Genomic DNA, 16,447 nt, shown 5'->3' with positions numbered 1-16,447 from the left:
ATGCCGCGTTTCACCCTCAGCCCCGCCGACACGTTCCTTTTCGGCCTCGCCAATGCGACGCTGCTGTTCACCTTGGGCTACTGGCTGACCGGGATGGGCGAGGCCTACAGGGGCGGTTTCGGCACCGAGGACGGGCCGATCGAATGGGGCACGGCGATCCTGCTTTTCATCGCCGCCCTCGTCCTGCTGCGCAACGCCGTGCGCCTGGGGGCACGGGGCCACGGGTTCGGCGCCGCCCTGACGTGGCTTTACGCGCTCGCCTTCGTGTTCGGCTCGGGCGAGGAGATTTCCTGGGGCCAGCGTGTCTTCGGTTGGGAGTCAGGCGAATTCTTCCGCGAACACAACGCGCAGACCGAAACCAACTTCCACAACCTCGTCGTCGGTGACACGCACCTGGTGAACACGGTCTTCGGCCCGGCGCTCACGCTGGTGATCCTGCTCTACCTCGTCGTCCTGCCGCTGGCCTGCGCGCGACTGGGCTGGCTGCGACGGCTGGCCGACCGGCTGGCCATCCCGCTGCCCGCGCAACGCCACGTCATCCTGACGCTGATCGCCACGCTCGTGATCGGCGTGATCCCGATGGGCGCGAAGTGGGAAAGCTACGAATTCGTGTTCGGGGTGCTGGTGGTGTCGATCTTTCTTGCGCCGCGCAACTCGGAGGCGACCACCTGAGGCGACCATGCCGCCGCCAGACAGCCCGTGTCTTGCCGGCCGTCAGATGATCTCGTCCTCGTCGAACAGCGGCGCGGCCTGCAGGTGCGCATCGACCCCACGCGCGGCCACGTCGCCGCTCGCTGTCTCGGCGACATGGAACAGCGCGTCGCCCTCGTAGACGACCGGCATGTTGGTCCGCCCGATGACGATCCCGCGGGTCTGCGTGGCGACGTCGGTTTCCACCTCGCCGAACGGGTCCGAGATGGCGCCGAGCACGGTGCCGGGTTCGACCGTGTCACCCGTACCCACGTAACCGCGCAGCAGCCCGCCCGCCGGCGCGCGATACCAGTCCGAATCGCGGCACAGCACCGGGGTGTTGCGTGGCTGCGGCACACCCTTGCGCCCGATCATGCCAAGGTGATGCATGACCCGCAGGATGCCGGTGACACCGGCGCGCGCCGCCAGTTCATCGAACCGCAGCGCCTCGCCGCCCTCGTAGAGCAGGACGTCGACGCCGGCCTCCTCGGCCGCCATGCGCAGGGACCCCTCGCGCAACCGCGATTCCATCATCACCGGGGCCCCGAAAACGCGCCCGAGTTCCGACAGCCGGTCGTTGCCCGGGGTCAGCCGAAGCTGCGGCATGTTGGTGCGGTGGATCGCCGCCGAATGCAGGTCGATGCCGAGGTCGGCGCGCGCCACGACCTCCGTCATGAAGATATGCGCCAGACGCGACGCCATGGACCCCTGCGCAAGCCCCGGGAAACAGCGGTTCAGGTCGCGCCGGTCCGGCAGGTAGCGGGCGTGGTTGAGAAATCCGAAGGTGTTGACGATGGGCACCGCCAGCAGGGTGCCGGCAACCGATTTCAGCGGGCGCGCGCGCAGCAGCCGGCGGACGATTTCCACGCCGATGACCTCGTCGCCATGAACGGCCGCGGACACGAACAGGACCGGGCCGGGTTTCCTGCCGTGAACGACATGCACCGAGAGATGCACCGGGGTGTGATCCGACAGCCGGCTGACCGGCACGTCGATCGTCGCCCGCGTGCCCGGCGCAACGGTCTGTCCGCCGATATCGAACGGCTTGCGTCTTGCCATGTTTCGCATCCCCGGAAGTCTTCCGGGCCGGATAGGCGAAAACCGCAAGGCTGTCCATGGCCCCCTCGGGATTGCGATTCCCGCACGCGGGCTCTTAACGAACGGACGTCGAAGCGCCATATTCGTCGCATGCCCGGTGCCGTTCTCCGTCTCGCGGCCGTCCTGATGGCCGCCTGTCTCGCCCCTGCGGTGGCGGCCGCGGGAACGCCCGTGCCCCCTGCATCGCCGGTGTCTCTGTCTCCGCGCCTCCCGGACGGCGCGGAGACGCGGGCATGCCCCGGCGGCGGCGTGCCCTGCACCTGGGAACGCGTGTTCGGCACCAGCGAGGACGACAAGGCCCAGGGCGCCACCGCGCATCCCGACGGCGGCTTTGTCGCGGTGGGCAACTCGCGCTTGCGCAACGGCCACGATTACGACGCTTGGATCCTGCACTTTTCCGACGCCGGCCACCTGCTTTGGAACAGGTCCCTCGGCGGCGCCGGCGCTGACCAGCTCTACGACGTGGCGCGTGGCGCCGACGGCGGGTTCATGGCGGTCGGCCACACCCGGTCGCGGGGCAACGGCGAAAGCGATGCCTGGCTCGTCAAGGTGGCCCTCGACGGCGATCCCGTTTTCGACGGCGCCATCGGCGGCCCCGGCAACGATCGCGCCCGTGCCGTTGCGGCCCTGCCCGGCGGCGGTTTCGCCGTCGCGGGGTTCAGCGCCTCGACGGGCGAAGGGGACCGCGACCTCTGGGTGCTGCGGCTGGATGCGGCGGGCCGGGTCGTCTGGCAACGGACCTACGGCGGCCCCGGCCACGACGCGGCCTACGACGTGGCGGCGCTGGCCAATGGCGACATCGCCGTCGCCGGGGTATCCCGTGGAGGCGCGGCGCATGGTCACGACGCCTGGGTTCTACGCCTCGACCCGCAGGGTGAGATCACCTGGCAGCGCAGGTTCGATTCAGCACGGTTCGAGGCCGCCACCGCGCTGGCGGCCCTGCCCGGCGGCGGCCTGGCCGTGGCCGGGGCCGTCGGCGTCAACGGCACCCTCAGCGACGACCTCTGGATCGCGCGCCTCGACGCTGACGGAACGACCGCGTGGCATGACCGGCTGGGCGGCGCGGGGCGCGACACCCCCTGGGGCCTCGCCCGCGCGGCCGACGGCAGCCTGCTGGTGGCGGCCGTCACCTGGACGGACGACGCGGGCGCCGGCGATCTCTGGCTTCTCGGCATCGATTCCGATGGCGCCGTCGCCTGGGAACGCAGGTTCGGCGGCCGCTACTGGGACAAGCCCACCGGGCTTCTTTCCCTGCCCGACGGCATGCTGATGGTCGGGCACACCTCCAGCCAGGGGTTCGGGTTCGAGGACGGCTGGCTCCTGCGGCTCGACGGCCGCGGGGAGCTCCGGGCGCGGCGCCCCGAGGCCCGTTGAAACGCGAAAGGCCCCGCGCGGCGGCGGGGCCTTGTCATGCGTGATGCGGCCGAAGCCCTCAGGCCGGCGCCTTGGTCCAGCGCAGGTAGGGCAGCTCGGCGTCGAACTCGCCGAATTGTGCCTTCGCATCCGCGTCGCTGACCGACGGCGGGATGATCACGTCCTGCCCGGCGGTCCAGTCCGCGGGCGTCGCAACGCCCTTGCCGTCGGCCATTTGCAGGGCATCCAGCGCGCGCAGCACCTCGGCGAAGTTGCGGCCCACGTTCATCGGGTAGGTCATCGACAGGCGCAGCTTCTTCTGCGGGTCCATGATGAACACGCTGCGCACGGTGGCGCTGTCGGCGGGCGTGCGGCCGTCGGGCAGATAGGCCTCGGCAGGCAGCATGTCGAAGGCCTTGGACACCTCGAGGCCCACGTCGGCAATGATCGGGAACCCGGCCTGGGTGTTGGCGGTCTTCTCGATGTCGCCCTTCCATTTCTTGTGGTCCTCGGCGCTGTCGACCGAAACGCCGATCACCTTGCAGCCGCGCTTGTCCCACTCGGCGGCCAGCTTGGCCACGGCGCCGAACTCGGTCGTGCAGACGGGCGTGAAATCCTTGGGATGCGAGAACAGGATCGCCCAGCTGTCGCCGATCCAGTCATGAAGGTCGAAGGTGCCCTGATCGGTTTCCACGGTCAGGTTCGGAATCGTGTCGTTGATGCGCAGTCCCATGTCTTCGGTCCTTTCCGGGTTGGGTTGGCTCATATTCCGGTGCCGAGATAAAACCTTCTCGGGCGTTTTGCACCCCCTCCCTTGAAGCCCCGTGGGCCGGATGACAATGTGTCGCCTGTCGGGCATGGGCGTGCCGGACCGCCGGCACGCGCCGGGCAGTCTCACGGGCAAGGGAGTTTTGAGCATGATCGAGAAGCGGCAGTTCTACGTCAACGGCGCATGGGTCGACCCGGTGGCACCGTCGGACCACAAGGTGATCGACCCCTCGACCGAGGACCCCTGCGCCGTGATCTCGCTGGGCGGGCAGGCCGACACCGACGCCGCCGTCGCAGCGGCGCGCGCCGCCTTCCCCGGCTGGATGGCCACGCCGCCGGCCGAGCGCCTGGCGCTGCTGGAAAAGCTCTACGGAATCTACAAGGCGCGCGCCGAGGACATGGCGCAGGCCATCAGCCGCGAGATGGGCGCGCCCATCGACCTGTCCCGGCAGGCGCAGGTCGGCGCCGGGCTCGGCAACATGAAGGGGTTCCTGAAGGCCGGCGAGAATTTCGATTTCATCCGCCCGCTGGGCGAGCACGCGCCGAATGACCGAATCATCCTGGAACCGGTGGGCGTGGTGGGCATGATCACGCCGTGGAACTGGCCGATGAACCAGATCACGCTGAAGGTCGGCGCCGCGATGGTCGCCGGCTGCACCATGGTGCTCAAGCCGTCCGAGGAGTCGCCGCTGTCGGCAATGCTGTTCGCCGAGATGATCGACGAGGCCGGCTTCCCGCCGGGCGTGTTCAACCTTGTCAACGGCGACGGCGCGGGCGTGGGCAGCCAGATGTCCGCGCACGGAGACATCGACATGATCTCGTTCACCGGCTCCAGCCGGGCGGGGCGGCTGATCTCGAGGACGGCCGCCGACTCGCTCAAACGCGTAAGCCTCGAACTGGGCGGCAAGGGCGCCAACCTGATCTTCGCGGACGCCGACGAGAAGGCGGTCAAGCGCGGCGTGCTGCACTGCATGAACAACTCCGGGCAGTCCTGCAACGCGCCCACGCGGATGCTGGTGGAACGGTCGATCTACGACGAAACGGTCGAGGCCGCCGCCGAGATGGCCGGCAAGATCGCCGTGGGCCCCAGCAACGAGGAAGGCCGCCACATCGGCCCCGTGGTCAACGAAACCCAGTTCGACAAGATCCAGGACCTCATCCAGACGGGCATCGACGAGGGCGCCCGGCTGGTGGCCGGCGGCACCGGTCGGCCCGAGGGGTTCAACCGCGGCTATTTCGTCAAGCCCACGGTCTTTGCCGATGTCAGCAATGACATGACCATCGCGCGCGAGGAAATCTTCGGCCCGGTCCTGTCGATCATCCCCTTCGACGGCGAGGCCGACGGCATCGAGATCGCCAACGACACGCCCTACGGGCTGACGAACTACGTTCAGACGCAGGACGGCGCGCGCGCCAACCGCGTGGCACGCGCCCTGCGGTCGGGCATGGTCGAGATGAACGGCCAGCCGCGCGGGCTGGGCGCGCCCTTCGGCGGCATGAAGCAATCGGGCCACGGCCGCGAAGGCGGCGCCTGGGGCATCGAGGATTTCCTCGAGGTCAAGGCCGTGTCGGGGTGGACCGAAGGCGCCTGACGTGCGTCTTCACGCGTTCATCCTGCACCTGAGCCGGGCGACGGCGCGGCGCGAGAACGCGCACCGGCTGTTGCAGGACTGCGGCGTGCCGGGCGAGATCTGGCCGGCCGTGGACGGTGCCGCGCTGAGTGCGGAGGAGGCGGCCGAGGAACGCGCGCGCGACCTGTTCGCGCCGCGCTATCCCTTCGTGCTGAAAACGGGTGAGCTGGGCTGCTCGCTCAGCCACAAGCGGATCTGGACCGAAATGCAGGACCGCGATCTCGACGCCGCGCTGATCATCGAGGACGACGCGACGCTCGACCGGCCTAGCTTCGACACCGCGCTTGCGCTGTCAACCGACCACCTGCCGACGCTGGGCTACATCCAGTTGCAGACCCGCCCCCACCGCGGCCCGGCCCGCCACGTCGAGACGCGCGGCGACTGCACTCTCGTCATCCCGCAGGTGCCGGGCCTGCGGACCACGGCGCAGCTCCTCACGCGCGGGGCCGCGGGCCGGCTGCTGGCAGCGGCACCCGGGTTCGACCGGCCCGTGGACACGCTCGTGCAAAGCCACTGGCACACCGGGCTGAGGCCGGGCGCGGTCTTCCCCTCCGGCGTGCGCGATATCGCGGGCGAACTGGACGGTTCCACGATCCAGGGCGACACGCGCCCGGTCTGGCAGAAACTGGGGCGCGAATGCGCGCGCCTGCGTTATCGCGCGGCGGTGAAGCGCTTCGCCCGCGCCAGCCGCGCGCCCCATCCCGCCGGCATGCCACGGGGACACGCATGATCATCGCACGGCTTTTCGGACGCGCGGGCAACCAGTTGTTCCAGTACGCGGCCGGGCGCGCGCTGGCCGATCACCTGGGCGTCGAGCTCGCGCTCGACGACCGCTACGTCACGCTGCTCCACGACTGGGGCAACTGCTTCGAACATTTCGCCAACGCCCGCACCGTGCCGCCGCCCACCCTTCCCCCGGCGAAATTCCAGGCGCCCGTGCGCTACGCCCTCTGGCGCGCCGCTGGCCGGCGGCCGCGATTCCGGCGCGAACGCGAGCTGGGATTCGATCCGGCCTTCTTCGACATCCCCGACGGCAGCTACCTGCACGGCTACTGGCAGTCCGAGAAATATTTCGCCCCCATCGCCGAGCAACTGCGCCGCGATCTCCAGTTCACCACGCCGCTCGACCCGGCCAATGCCGCGATGGCCGAGCGGATCGCGCGCACCGAGCAGCCCGTGGCGGTGCATGTCCGACGCGGCGATTACATCGCCTCGGGCGGGCACGGCACCTGTTCGCCGGCCTACTATCGCGCCGCGGTCGAGGCGATCGCCGCCCGTGTGAACGGGCCGCTGACCTGTTTCGTCTTTTCCAATGACCCGGGCTGGGCGCGCGCCAACCTCGAGCTCGGCGCGGAAACGGTGGTCGTCGACATCAACGACGAAAGCCGCGGCCACTTCGACCTTCACCTGATGTCGCTGTGCGCGCACAACGTGATCGCCAACTCCTCGTTCTCGTGGTGGGGGGCGTGGCTCAACCCGTCGGAGACCAAGCACGTCGTCGCCCCCAGGGCGTGGTTCGGGGACGCGGCGCTGTCCAACCCCGACATATGCCCCGACGCGTGGCTGCGCCTGTGACGCGCCCCCGCCGGGTTTTCCCGGCCGCGCAAAGCGCCTATGACAGCCCCATGGCCACCCTGCCCGACGATATCGCCCAGGCCCCCTTCGTTCCCGAGACGGTGCACAAGCGTGACGTGTTCTCGGAAACCGTTTCCGGCCACCTCGAGGGCGTGGCGGATTTCCCCGTCGTCCTGCGCCGGCTGGACGGCGTGCCGTCTTACGCGCGCCCGCTCGCCTGGGCGCTGGCGCGGCGCGAGATCCGGGGCCTGCGCGCCGTGCAGGAGATCGAGGGCTGCCCTGTTCTCGTGAGGGTGGACCGCACGGGCCTGCTGCGCAGCTGGACGCGCGGCACCCCGCTGCACCTGGCCCGGCCGGAGGATCCCGCATGGTATCGCGACGCGCGCCGCCTGCTGCGCCAGATGCGACGCGCGGGCGTGACGCACAACGACATCGCCAAACCGCAGAACTGGCTGATGACGCCGGAGGGCCGCGCCGCGGTGATCGACTTCCAGCTGGCCTCGGTGCACCGCCGCCGCGGGCGGCTTTTCCGCACCATGGCGCGCGAGGATCTGCGCCACCTTCTCAAGCAGAAGCGCGCCTTCGCGCCTCACCTCCTGACCCCGGCGGAGAAGCGGATGCTCGCGCGCAAGGCGCTGCCGTCGCGCATCTGGATGGCCACCGGCAAGAAACTCTACAACTTCGTCACGCGCCGGCTGATGAACTGGCGCGACAGCGAAGGCACGGGCGACCGGATGACCGCCGAGGCACCCGCGCTGCGCGCCGCGCTCACCGCCCACCCGCGCATCGGCGAGGTCGCCGTCTGCCCCTTCGCCCTGCCCGCCAAGGGCGTGGGCCTTTACGCCTTCGTCGAGACCGGCCTTGCGCCCGGTGAGATCACCGCGCTCGCCCCCGCACCGGGGCCCGAGCTGGTCCAGCCCGTGGCGCGCCTGCCCCGCCACCGCGACGGCAGCGTGCGGCTTGATGCGCTGCACCTCGTGGCGGCCAACCGCCTCGACGAGCTCGCTCAACTGCAGGCGGGCGACCCGGAGCTGGCCGAGGCGCTCGCGCCCATCGTCGCCGGCCGACTGAACCTCACCGACCGCGTGCTGAAATCCTAGAACGGCGGCGGCGCGCGGAACCGCACCCCGGCGCCGCCATCGGGGTGGCGCAGGCGCAGCTCCTCGGAATGCAGCATCAGCCGCGGATGATCCGCCAACGCCCCCTCGGCATAAAGCGGATCGCCGAGTATCGGGTGCCCCAGCGCCAGCATGTGCACCCGCAACTGGTGGCTCCGCCCGGTCTTCGGCATCAGCCTGACCCGCGTCTCGCCGTCGCCGTGGCGCTGCACGCGCCAGTCGGTCACCGCGGCACGGCCCGTCTCGTGACAGACGGTCTGGCGCGGCCGGTTCGGCCAGTCCACGACCAACGGCAGATCCACCGTGCCGGTCCTGGGTTCAAGCCGCCCCGCGACCCGCGCGACATAGGTCTTCTTCGCCTGCCGCTTCTCGAACTGCAGGCCCAGATGCCGCTGCGCGTGCGGCGTGAGCGCGAAGACCATCACCCCCGAGGTGTCCCGGTCCAGCCGGTGCACCAGCAGCGCCTCGGGGTGCACGGCCTGCACGCGCGCCAGCAGGCAGTCGGCAAGATGCGCATCCTTGCCGGGCACCGACAGCAGCCCGGCGGGCTTGTCGACCACCAGAAGCTCGTGGTCGGCGTGCAGCACCTCCGGTGGCGCGTCGGGCGGGGCGTAATCCTCCATGCCGCCCCTCTACACGAGGACGGCGCGCCATGCCACGCCCCCGGCCATTCACCTTGGCCGAAATACTCCCGCCGGAGGCGCCCCGAGGACGCGGCCGCAGGCCGCGGACGAGACATCGCGCGCGCGGCGCAGCCGCGCACCGCCCGGACGGGGTCACGCCTTCATGCGGGCCGCGCGGGGGTCGTGCATCGGCTTCAGGCTGGCCTCGGCCGGAACCCGCCGGCCGGCCACATCGATCTCGTAGGACGAGGCCAACACCTCCTCGGCCGTTTCGCCCGCACAGGGCACGTATCCAAGACCCACGGCGCCCCCCAGGAAATGCCCGTAGTTGCCCGAGGTCAGGTAGCCCACGATCCGGCCGTCGCGGATCAGCGGCTCGTTGTGATAGAGCAGCGGCTCCGGCTCGGTCAGGCGAAACTGCACCATGCGGTGGCGCAGCCCCTCCTCGCGCTTGCGCAGCACCGCGTCGCGGCCGATGAAATCGGGCTTGCCGGTCTTGACGGCAAAGCCGAGGCCGGCCTCGAGAACGTGGTCCTCGCAGGTGATGTCGTGGCCGAAGTGCCGGAAACCCTTCTCGATGCGGCAGCTGTCCATGGCATGCAGGCCGCACGGCTTGAGCCCGTGGTCCGGCCCCGCCGCCATCAGGGTTTCGAAGACGTGCGGGGCCATGTCCGCGCCAACGTAGACCTCCCAGCCCAGCTCGCCGACGTAGCTCACGCGATGCACCCGCGCCAGCCCCATGCCGATCTCGATCTCCCGCGCGGTACCGAAAGGGTTGGCCGCGTTCGAGAAATCCGCGGGCGAAACCGCCTGCATCACCTCCCGCGCACGCGGCCCCATCACCGCCAGCACGCCCTCGGCGGCCGTCACGTCGGTGATCACCGCCCGGGAATCGCCCAGGTGCCGGCGCAGCCATGTCTGGTCGGCCACCCGCGTGGCCGCGGGCGTCACCACCAGATAGGCCGTTTCCGACAGCCGCGTGACCGTCACGTCGGCCTCGATCCCGCCCGCGGGATTGAGGAACTGGGTATAGACGATCCTGCCCGCCGGCACGGCCATGTCACCGCCGCAGACGTGGTCGAGGAAGGCCTCGGCGTCCGGCCCCTCCACGCGGATCTTGCCGAAGCTCGACATGTCGTAAAGCCCCGCACCCTCGCGGATCGCGCGATGCTCGGCCGCGGCGTTGCCGAACCAGTTCTGCCGCACCCACGAATAGCGGTACTCGGGCACCTGCCCGGCGTCGGCGAACCAGTTGGCGCGCTCCCAGCCGGCCGCCTCGCCCATCACCGCGCCGTGCTCCAGCAGCTGCGCGTGCACCGGTGAGCGGCGCACGCCCCGCGCCGTTTCCTTCTGCCGGTAGGGGTAGTGGTCGGCGTAGAGCAGGCCCGGCACCTCGGTCGCGCGGGCGCGCAGGTAGCGCGCGTTGCCCTGGAAGGGCTGCATGCGCGCGATGTCCACGTCGCCCAGGTCGAAAGGGCGCGCGCCCGCGTCCATCCACCTGGCCAGCGCCATGCCCGCACCGCCCGCGGACTGGATGCCGATCGAGTTGAACCCGGCAGCGACCCAGACGTTGTCCATTTCCGGGCACAGCCCGAGGTGGTAGGCGTCGTCGGGCGTAAAGCTCTCGGGCCCGTTGAAGAAGGTGTGGATGCCCGCCTCGGCCAGCATCGGCACGCGGTTTACCGCCTTCTCGAGAATGGGCTCGAAATGGTCCAGGTCCTCGGGCAACTGGTCGAACTCGAAATCGTCGGGGATGCCGTCCATGCCCCAGGGCTTTGCCTCGGGTTCGAAAGCACCCAGAAGGATCTTGCCCGCGTCCTCCTTGTAGTAGGCGCATTCGTCCGGCACCCGCAGCACCGGCAACGCCCCCAGCCCCTCGATGGCTTCCGAGACGATGTAGAAATGCTCGCATGCGTGCAGCGGCACATTGGTGCCGGCCATGCGCCCCACCTCGCGGCCCCACATGCCGGCGCAGTTGACGACGTGATCGGTGGCGACGTGGCCGGCGGTGCCGTCCGCGGCCTGCCACTCCACGCCGGTGGCGCGGCGGCCGTCGCGGGTGATGCCGGTGACCTTCACGCGCTCGCGGATCAGCGCGCCGCTGGCGCGTGCCCCCTTGGCCAGAGCCAGCGCGATGCCGGTGGGGTCGCCCTGCCCATCCTTCGGCAGCCAGACCGCGCCGGTCATGCCGTCAGTGTTAACGTGCGGATACATCCGCGCGACATCGTCGGTGCCGATCTCCTCGACCTCGACGCCGAAGGCGCGCGCCATGGCCGCCTGCCGGTGTATCTCCTCGCGCCGCGATTCGGTCAGCGCCACCATGACGGACCCCACGCGCCGGAACCCCGTGGCGACGCCGGTCTCGTCCTCCAGGCTGCCGTAAAGCTCCTGGCTGTACTTCGCCAGCCGGGTCATGTTGGCCGTGGCCCGAAGTTGCGCGATCAATCCGGCGGCATGCCACGTCGTGCCGCTGGTCAGCTGCTTGCGCTCGAGCAGCACCACGTCCTGCCAGCCCTGCCGCGCCAGGTGATAGGCGACGGAGCAACCGATCACGCCGCCGCCGATGATGACGGCGCGGGCCTTCCGGGGGATATCAGTCATTGGCGACCTCTTGTTTCATGGTGAGCCGTCCGCGGCATTGCCCCCGCCGGCGAAAGGAAACACGTCCAGCGCCCGTGGATATTGCCGCCAAGGAGAGGAAAAGCCGCATCACGCGATCTCGTGCCCGGTCGCGGCAAGGCGCCGCGCCAGTTCGGCAATGTGGTCCGGGCCGACCTCGCAGCAGCCGCCGACGATGGTGGCGCCCTGCGCGACCCAGACCATGGCGAAATCGGCGTAGCGCGCCGGGTCAAGGTCGGTGCGTGCCTCCAGTGCGTCGACGGTGGGCCGGTCTTCAAGGAAGTCTTCGCTGATGCGGGTGAACCCGTTGGCGTAGCCGCCGAACGGTTTGCCGAAGGAGGCGATCACCGGCATCGCGGCGTCCAGCGCCTCGGGCCGCGAACAGTTGACGAGCACCGCGTCTGGCGCGTGGCGTGCCACAAGCGGGGCGAGGTCGGCCACCGGCTCGCCCGAGCGCAGGCGGTGGCCGTTGTCGTCGTCGACCGTGACCGCCAGCCAGACGGGGCGCCCGGCGCGCGCGGTGCCCCCGAGCGCGCCGGCGGCCTGGTCGATCGAGGCGGCCGTCTCGACCAGAAAGAGATCCACCCGGTCGTGCATCAACCCGACCAGCTCGGCGTAAAGGGGCGCGGCGGCGTCGGGCGGCGGGCAGATGTCAGGGCGATAGGACGCCCCCAGCGGCCCCAGAGCGCCGGCGATACGGCCCGATCCGTGGGCGTCGCGTGCCGCCTCGGCCTCGCCCAGCGCGGCGTCCACCAGCGCCTCGAACCGATCTTCGAGGCCCGCCGGCGAAAGGCGGTCGCGATGGATTGCATAGGTGTTGGCGGTGGCGATGGTGGCGCCGGCCGCGAAATAGGCCGCATGCACCGCACGGACCACGCCGGGGGCGTCCATCATCACCTGCGTGGACCACAACGGCGTGGGAGCGCCGCCCGAACGCGCGACGGCCTCCTGCCCGATCGCGCCATCGAGAAGGGTGATGCGGCTCACGGGTATATCTCCGCGAATTTGGCCTTGTAGAGCGCGATCATCTCGTCCTCGGTCACGCCGTCGTCGTAGGGCGGCGTGGTCAGCGGCCTGGCCTCCGTCACCGGCACCTTGACGATCATGTTGATCCGGTGGGCCAGATCCGGCCAGATCGCCGCCCAGCGCGGCTCGAGATCGGCAAAGCCCTCGGTGCCGCGCCGCACGAAGGTGGCACCGCCGCGCAGCCGCACGCCCTTGCGCGCGAAGGGATCGACGAAATTGATCTCCATCTCCGGGCGATGGGTGAGGTTGGTGACCGTCTGCGGCGAACGGATTTCGCCGAAGGCCACGGTTTCGTCGTCGAGCACCACGAAGGTGCCCTTGGGTGAAACGCTCGGGCTGCCGCCCGGTGTCACCGTGGCCACGAACCCCAAGCGGAATGTCTCGATCAGCCGTTGTGCGTTCCCGGGCAGTTTCATTGCTTTCCCTCCTCGTTGTCCGCCGCATCCCACGGCAAGAGCACCAGCTTGCCCGCCGTGTCCTTGGCCTGGAAATCCGCCTGGGCCTGTTCGATCATCGACAACGGGTAGGTCCGGGCGATCCGCGGTCGGATGCGCCCGGCGTTCACCATGGCGATCAACGCGGCGAAGACCTTTGGCGGCTGGTAGGTGCAGCCGTGCAGCGTGATGTCGCGCAGGTAGATCCGGCGCAGGTCCGCCTGCACGATCGGCCCGGCGATGGCGCCGGAAACCGCGTAGTGCCCACCGGGGCGCAGCGCGTCGATCAGTCCCGGCCACGCCGGCCCGGCGACCAGGTCGATCACGGCGTGGAAGGTATCCGCCGGCAGGGTGGCGTCGCGCCGCCAGACCGTCGCAGCGCCCGCCTCGCGCACCGCGGCGGCCTTGTGCGGCGCCGCAAGGCCCGTGACCCGCGCACCCGTCTGCGCGGCAAGTTGCACCGCCGCCAGCCCGACGCCGCCCGAGGCGCCCGTGACAAGCACCTCGGCACCGCTCTCAACCCCCGCGCGGTGCAACAGCCCCGCCGCGGTGCCGAAATTGCAGGGGATCGCCGCGATCTCGGTGTCCGACAGCGGCGCTTGGCTCACATCATGCAGGTCACGTGCCTGAAGCAGGCAGTATTGCGCGAAGGCCCCGTTGTATTCCGAGCCCAGCGCGACAAAACCCACCGGGTTGTCCGCGGTCGGGCGAGGCTGGTTGATCGGGCAGGTCACGCGGCGGCCGATGGCCGGCGACTCGACACCGGGCCCCGCCGCCACCACCCTGCCGCACAGGTCACCGCCCTGAATTAGCGGGAAATCCAACGCCCCGGACCAGCCCCCGGCCTCGACCCCTTCACCTGTCTCGCCCGTGGCCCCCGTCACCTCCGCCGAATACCAGCCCACGCGCGTGTTGATGTCGGTGTTGTTCACGCCCGCCGCCAGCACCTTGACCAGCACTTCGCCGGGCCCGGGCTCCGGCACCGGGATATCCTCGCGCCGTTCCAGCATCTCCGGCCCGCCGTGTCCGGTCAGGCAGACGCCGGACATCACGTCGGGCAGGGTCATGCGCGCAGCCTTTCGTTGCCGGGGTCCCACACCGGACCCTCGGATTGCACCACCGCCGGGCGTCGTTCGCCGTAGATCTCGACCTCCACCTCGGTGCCGGCGACGGCAAGCTCGGCGCGGATCATCGCCAGCGCCAACGAGGCCCCGACCCGGTAGCCCCAGGCACCGGAGGTGACCGTGCCAACGATGGCGCCCCCATGCCGCACCGGCGCCATGCAGGGCGCATCCGCCGCGCCCGCCTCGACCACCAGCGGGACAAGGGCCTTTTCCCTGCCCCGGGCGCGCTCGGCCAGGAGCGCGGCCTTGCCGGGGTAATCCTGCGGCTTGTCGAAATCCACGAAACGCTCCAGTCCCGCCTCGAGCATCGTGTAGTCGGTGGACAGGTCACCCTTCCACGTCCGGTATCCCTTCTCGAGCCGCAGGCTGTTCAGCGCGTACATCCCGAAGGGTCGTGCACCCGCCCCGAGGACCGCCTCATGGATCGCCGGGATGGCGGCGTTTTCGGCATGCACCTCCCATCCCAGTTCCCCGGCGAAACTGACCCGGATCAGGAAGGCCTTCTGGCCGGCCACCTTGGCGTGCTGATGCGACAGCCACGGCAAGGACAGATCGGCATCCGTCAACCCTGACAGGACCGCGCGCGACTGCGGGCCGGTCACCAGAAGCGCGTCGCGCTCCGCCGTGGTCTCGTGCACGGTGACGCCGTCGGGCACCGCGCCCCTGACCAGCGCACCGTCGTGCCACTGCGCCGCGGCGGCGGTGATGAGGATGAAACTGTCCTCGGCCAGCCGAACGCAGGAGAACTCGGTCAGGACACGTCCCCGCGCGTCGGCAACGTAGACGAGGCCGATCCGCCCCACGGCGGGCAGTTTGCCGGTGACGAAACCGCGCAGCCAGTCGTCGGCGCCGGCACCCGAGACCCAAAGCCGGGTGAACCCGGGCAGATCGAGCACGCCGCAACCGTCCCGCACAGCCGCGCATTCCGCGCGGATGCGCGGCTCCCACGGCCCGGAGCGCGCCCAGGTCTGCGTGGCCGCCGCGCCGGTGTCGTCGCCGGGCTGCGCGAACCAGTTGGCGCGCTCCCAGCCGTTGTAGGCCCCCATCACACCGCCCAGTTGCCTGACGCGGTCATGCACCGGCGACAGCTTCCTGTCGCGTCCTGCTGGCCATTCGTGCCACGGAAAATGCATGGCATACTCAAAGCCGTAGACCTCCATCCCCTTGGCGATGCAGTAGGCCCGGTCGGCGTGGTCGGTGAAGCGTCGCGGATCGGTGGCCCACATGTCCCACTCGGTCGCACCCTCCGTCACCCATTCGGCCAGCACCTTGCCGGCGCCGCCTGCCTGCGCGATGCCGAAGGTGAAAACGCAGGCCTCGAAGGCGTTGGGCACGCCCGGCATCGGGCCGATCAGCGGCATCCCGTCCGGGGCATAGGGGATCGGCCCGTTGATGACCTTGCTCACCCCGCCTTGCCCAAGGATCGGCACGCGCGCGACCGCGTCCGAGACATGCCATTCCAGCCGGTCAAGGTCGTCGGGGTAGAGCTGGAAGCTGAAGTCCTCGGGCATCGGGTCGGCGGGGTCCACCCAGTGCGCACGGCAGTCGCGTTCGTAGGGACCGAGGTTCAGGCCGTGCTTTTCCTGACGCAGGTAATAGGAGCTGTCGACGTCGCGCAGCAGCGGCAGCTTGCGGCCCGCATCGCGCGACCATGCCTCGAGTTCGGGGATCTCTTCGGTCAGAAGGTACTGGTGGCTCATGACCATCATCGGCACCGTGCGCCCGCCGTAGGGCTTGAAGCATTCGCCCACCCGCCGGGCGTAGTAGCCGGCGGCGTTCACCACGCAGTCGCACCGGATCTCTCCCTTGGCGGTTTCCACGATCCATTCGTCACCGGCACGGCGCACGCCGAGGGCAGGACAGAACCGGACGATCCGCGCACCCATCCCGCGCGCGCCCTTCGCCAGCGCCTGAGTCAGCTGCGCCGGGTCGATATCGCCGTCGTTCGGGTCGTACAGCGCCCCTTTCAGGTCATGCGTTTCGGTGAAGGGGTGACACGCCCTGATCTCTTCGGGCGTGAGGATTTCCAGATCCATGCCCTGCGCGCGCCCCATGCTCCGGGCGTGCGCGAATTCCTGCATCCGTTCGTCCGAATGCGCCAGCCGGACCGACCCGGTCTGGTGATAGTTCATGGGATAGTCGACCTCGCCGGCCAACCGCGCGTAAAGCTCGGTGGAATAGCGCTGCATGTTCATGACGGACCAGCTGGTCGAGAAGGTTGGCACGTTGCCCGCGGCATGCCACGTCGAACCGGCGGTCAACTCGTTGCGCTCCAGCAGCACGGCATCCCGCCAGCCGGCCTGCGCAAGGTGGTAAAGGCACGAGGCGCCGACCGCCCCTCCGCCGATGATGACGACGCGTGCCGTCGCCGGAATGTCCGTCATTGCC

At 70.0% G+C, this 16,447-nt stretch carries 14 protein-coding genes; 6 read left to right on the top strand and 8 right to left on the bottom strand.

The features are described from left to right. Entirely contained in the window at positions 1–672 is a 672-nt protein-coding gene (locus CEF10_RS07815) for a hypothetical protein (protein WP_101067574.1), read from the top strand. A 42-nt stretch (positions 673–714) separates the two neighbouring features. On the opposite strand, the gene CEF10_RS07810 is transcribed toward CEF10_RS07815, so the two are convergent. Beyond that, positions 715–1,749, bottom strand: coding sequence for a succinylglutamate desuccinylase/aspartoacylase family protein (locus CEF10_RS07810; protein ID WP_101067635.1), 1,035 nt, complete (start codon positions 1,747–1,749; stop codon positions 715–717). Positions 1,750–2,037: 288 nt separating this feature from the next. On the opposite strand from CEF10_RS07810, the gene CEF10_RS07805 reads away from it, so the two are divergent. After that, positions 2,038–3,162: a hypothetical protein gene (locus CEF10_RS07805; protein WP_101067573.1), complete on the top strand. Its 1,125-nt coding sequence runs from the start codon at positions 2,038–2,040 to the stop codon at positions 3,160–3,162. 58 nt (positions 3,163–3,220) lie between these two features. Here CEF10_RS07805 and CEF10_RS07800 read toward each other — a convergent pair whose 3' ends face one another. Next, entirely contained in the window at positions 3,221–3,874 is a 654-nt protein-coding gene (locus CEF10_RS07800) for a peroxiredoxin (RefSeq protein WP_101067572.1), read from the bottom strand. Positions 3,875–4,058: 184 nt separating this feature from the next. On the opposite strand from CEF10_RS07800, the gene CEF10_RS07795 reads away from it, so the two are divergent. The 4 genes from CEF10_RS07795 to CEF10_RS07780 are packed head-to-tail and all read left to right on the top strand — an operon-like array spanning position 4,059 to position 8,215. Further along, on the top strand, positions 4,059–5,501 hold the full coding sequence (locus tag CEF10_RS07795; RefSeq protein ID WP_101067634.1) for an aldehyde dehydrogenase family protein: 1,443 nt from the start codon (positions 4,059–4,061) through the stop codon (positions 5,499–5,501). A gap of 1 nt (position 5,502) precedes the next feature. Further along, positions 5,503–6,270, top strand: a complete 768-nt coding sequence (locus CEF10_RS07790) for a glycosyltransferase family 25 protein (RefSeq protein ID WP_101067571.1) — start codon at positions 5,503–5,505, stop codon at positions 6,268–6,270. Then, positions 6,267–7,115, top strand: a complete 849-nt coding sequence (locus CEF10_RS07785; RefSeq protein WP_101067570.1) for an alpha-1,2-fucosyltransferase — start codon at positions 6,267–6,269, stop codon at positions 7,113–7,115. Before CEF10_RS07790 ends, CEF10_RS07785 begins: the two co-directional genes overlap by 4 nt. A gap of 50 nt (positions 7,116–7,165) precedes the next feature. Beyond that, on the top strand, positions 7,166–8,215 hold the full coding sequence (locus tag CEF10_RS07780) for a serine/threonine protein kinase (RefSeq protein WP_101067569.1): 1,050 nt from the start codon (positions 7,166–7,168) through the stop codon (positions 8,213–8,215). Here the strand turns inward: CEF10_RS07780 and CEF10_RS07775 are convergent. From CEF10_RS07775 to CEF10_RS07750, 6 genes are all read right to left on the bottom strand, one after another. Then, entirely contained in the window at positions 8,212–8,856 is a 645-nt protein-coding gene (locus CEF10_RS07775; protein ID WP_101067568.1) for a pseudouridine synthase, read from the bottom strand. The two genes, CEF10_RS07780 and CEF10_RS07775, sit on opposite strands and share 4 nt — an antisense overlap. Before the next feature lie 153 nt (positions 8,857–9,009). Further along, a complete protein-coding gene (locus tag CEF10_RS07770) occupies positions 9,010–11,457 on the bottom strand; it encodes a GcvT family protein (RefSeq protein ID WP_101067567.1) in 2,448 nt (815 codons plus the stop codon). 108 nt (positions 11,458–11,565) lie between these two features. Then, complete coding sequence (locus CEF10_RS07765) at positions 11,566–12,462, bottom strand: homocysteine S-methyltransferase family protein (protein ID WP_101067566.1); 897 nt, start codon at positions 12,460–12,462, stop codon at positions 11,566–11,568. Continuing rightward, positions 12,459–12,917 carry a pyridoxamine 5'-phosphate oxidase family protein gene (locus CEF10_RS07760; RefSeq protein WP_101067565.1) on the bottom strand — a complete coding sequence of 153 codons (459 nt, stop codon included), beginning with the start codon at positions 12,915–12,917 and terminating at the stop codon, positions 12,459–12,461. The genes CEF10_RS07765 and CEF10_RS07760 overlap by 4 nt, the downstream gene beginning before the upstream one ends. Continuing rightward, complete coding sequence (locus CEF10_RS07755) at positions 12,914–14,002, bottom strand: alcohol dehydrogenase catalytic domain-containing protein (protein WP_101067564.1); 1,089 nt, start codon at positions 14,000–14,002, stop codon at positions 12,914–12,916. The genes CEF10_RS07760 and CEF10_RS07755 overlap by 4 nt, the downstream gene beginning before the upstream one ends. Beyond that, positions 13,999–16,443 carry a GcvT family protein gene (locus tag CEF10_RS07750; RefSeq protein ID WP_101067563.1) on the bottom strand — a complete coding sequence of 815 codons (2,445 nt, stop codon included), beginning with the start codon at positions 16,441–16,443 and terminating at the stop codon, positions 13,999–14,001. Before CEF10_RS07750 ends, CEF10_RS07755 begins: the two co-directional genes overlap by 4 nt. Between the last annotated feature and the right edge of the window lie 4 nt (positions 16,444–16,447).

Origin of the sequence: Roseovarius salinarum, assembly GCF_002834145.1 — a bacterium.
GTDB classification, from domain to species: Bacteria; Pseudomonadota; Alphaproteobacteria; order Rhodobacterales; family Rhodobacteraceae; genus Roseovarius; species Roseovarius salinarum.
The sequence above is the reverse complement of the archived record's forward strand: the minus strand, read 5'-3'. Positions and strand labels throughout refer to the sequence as shown.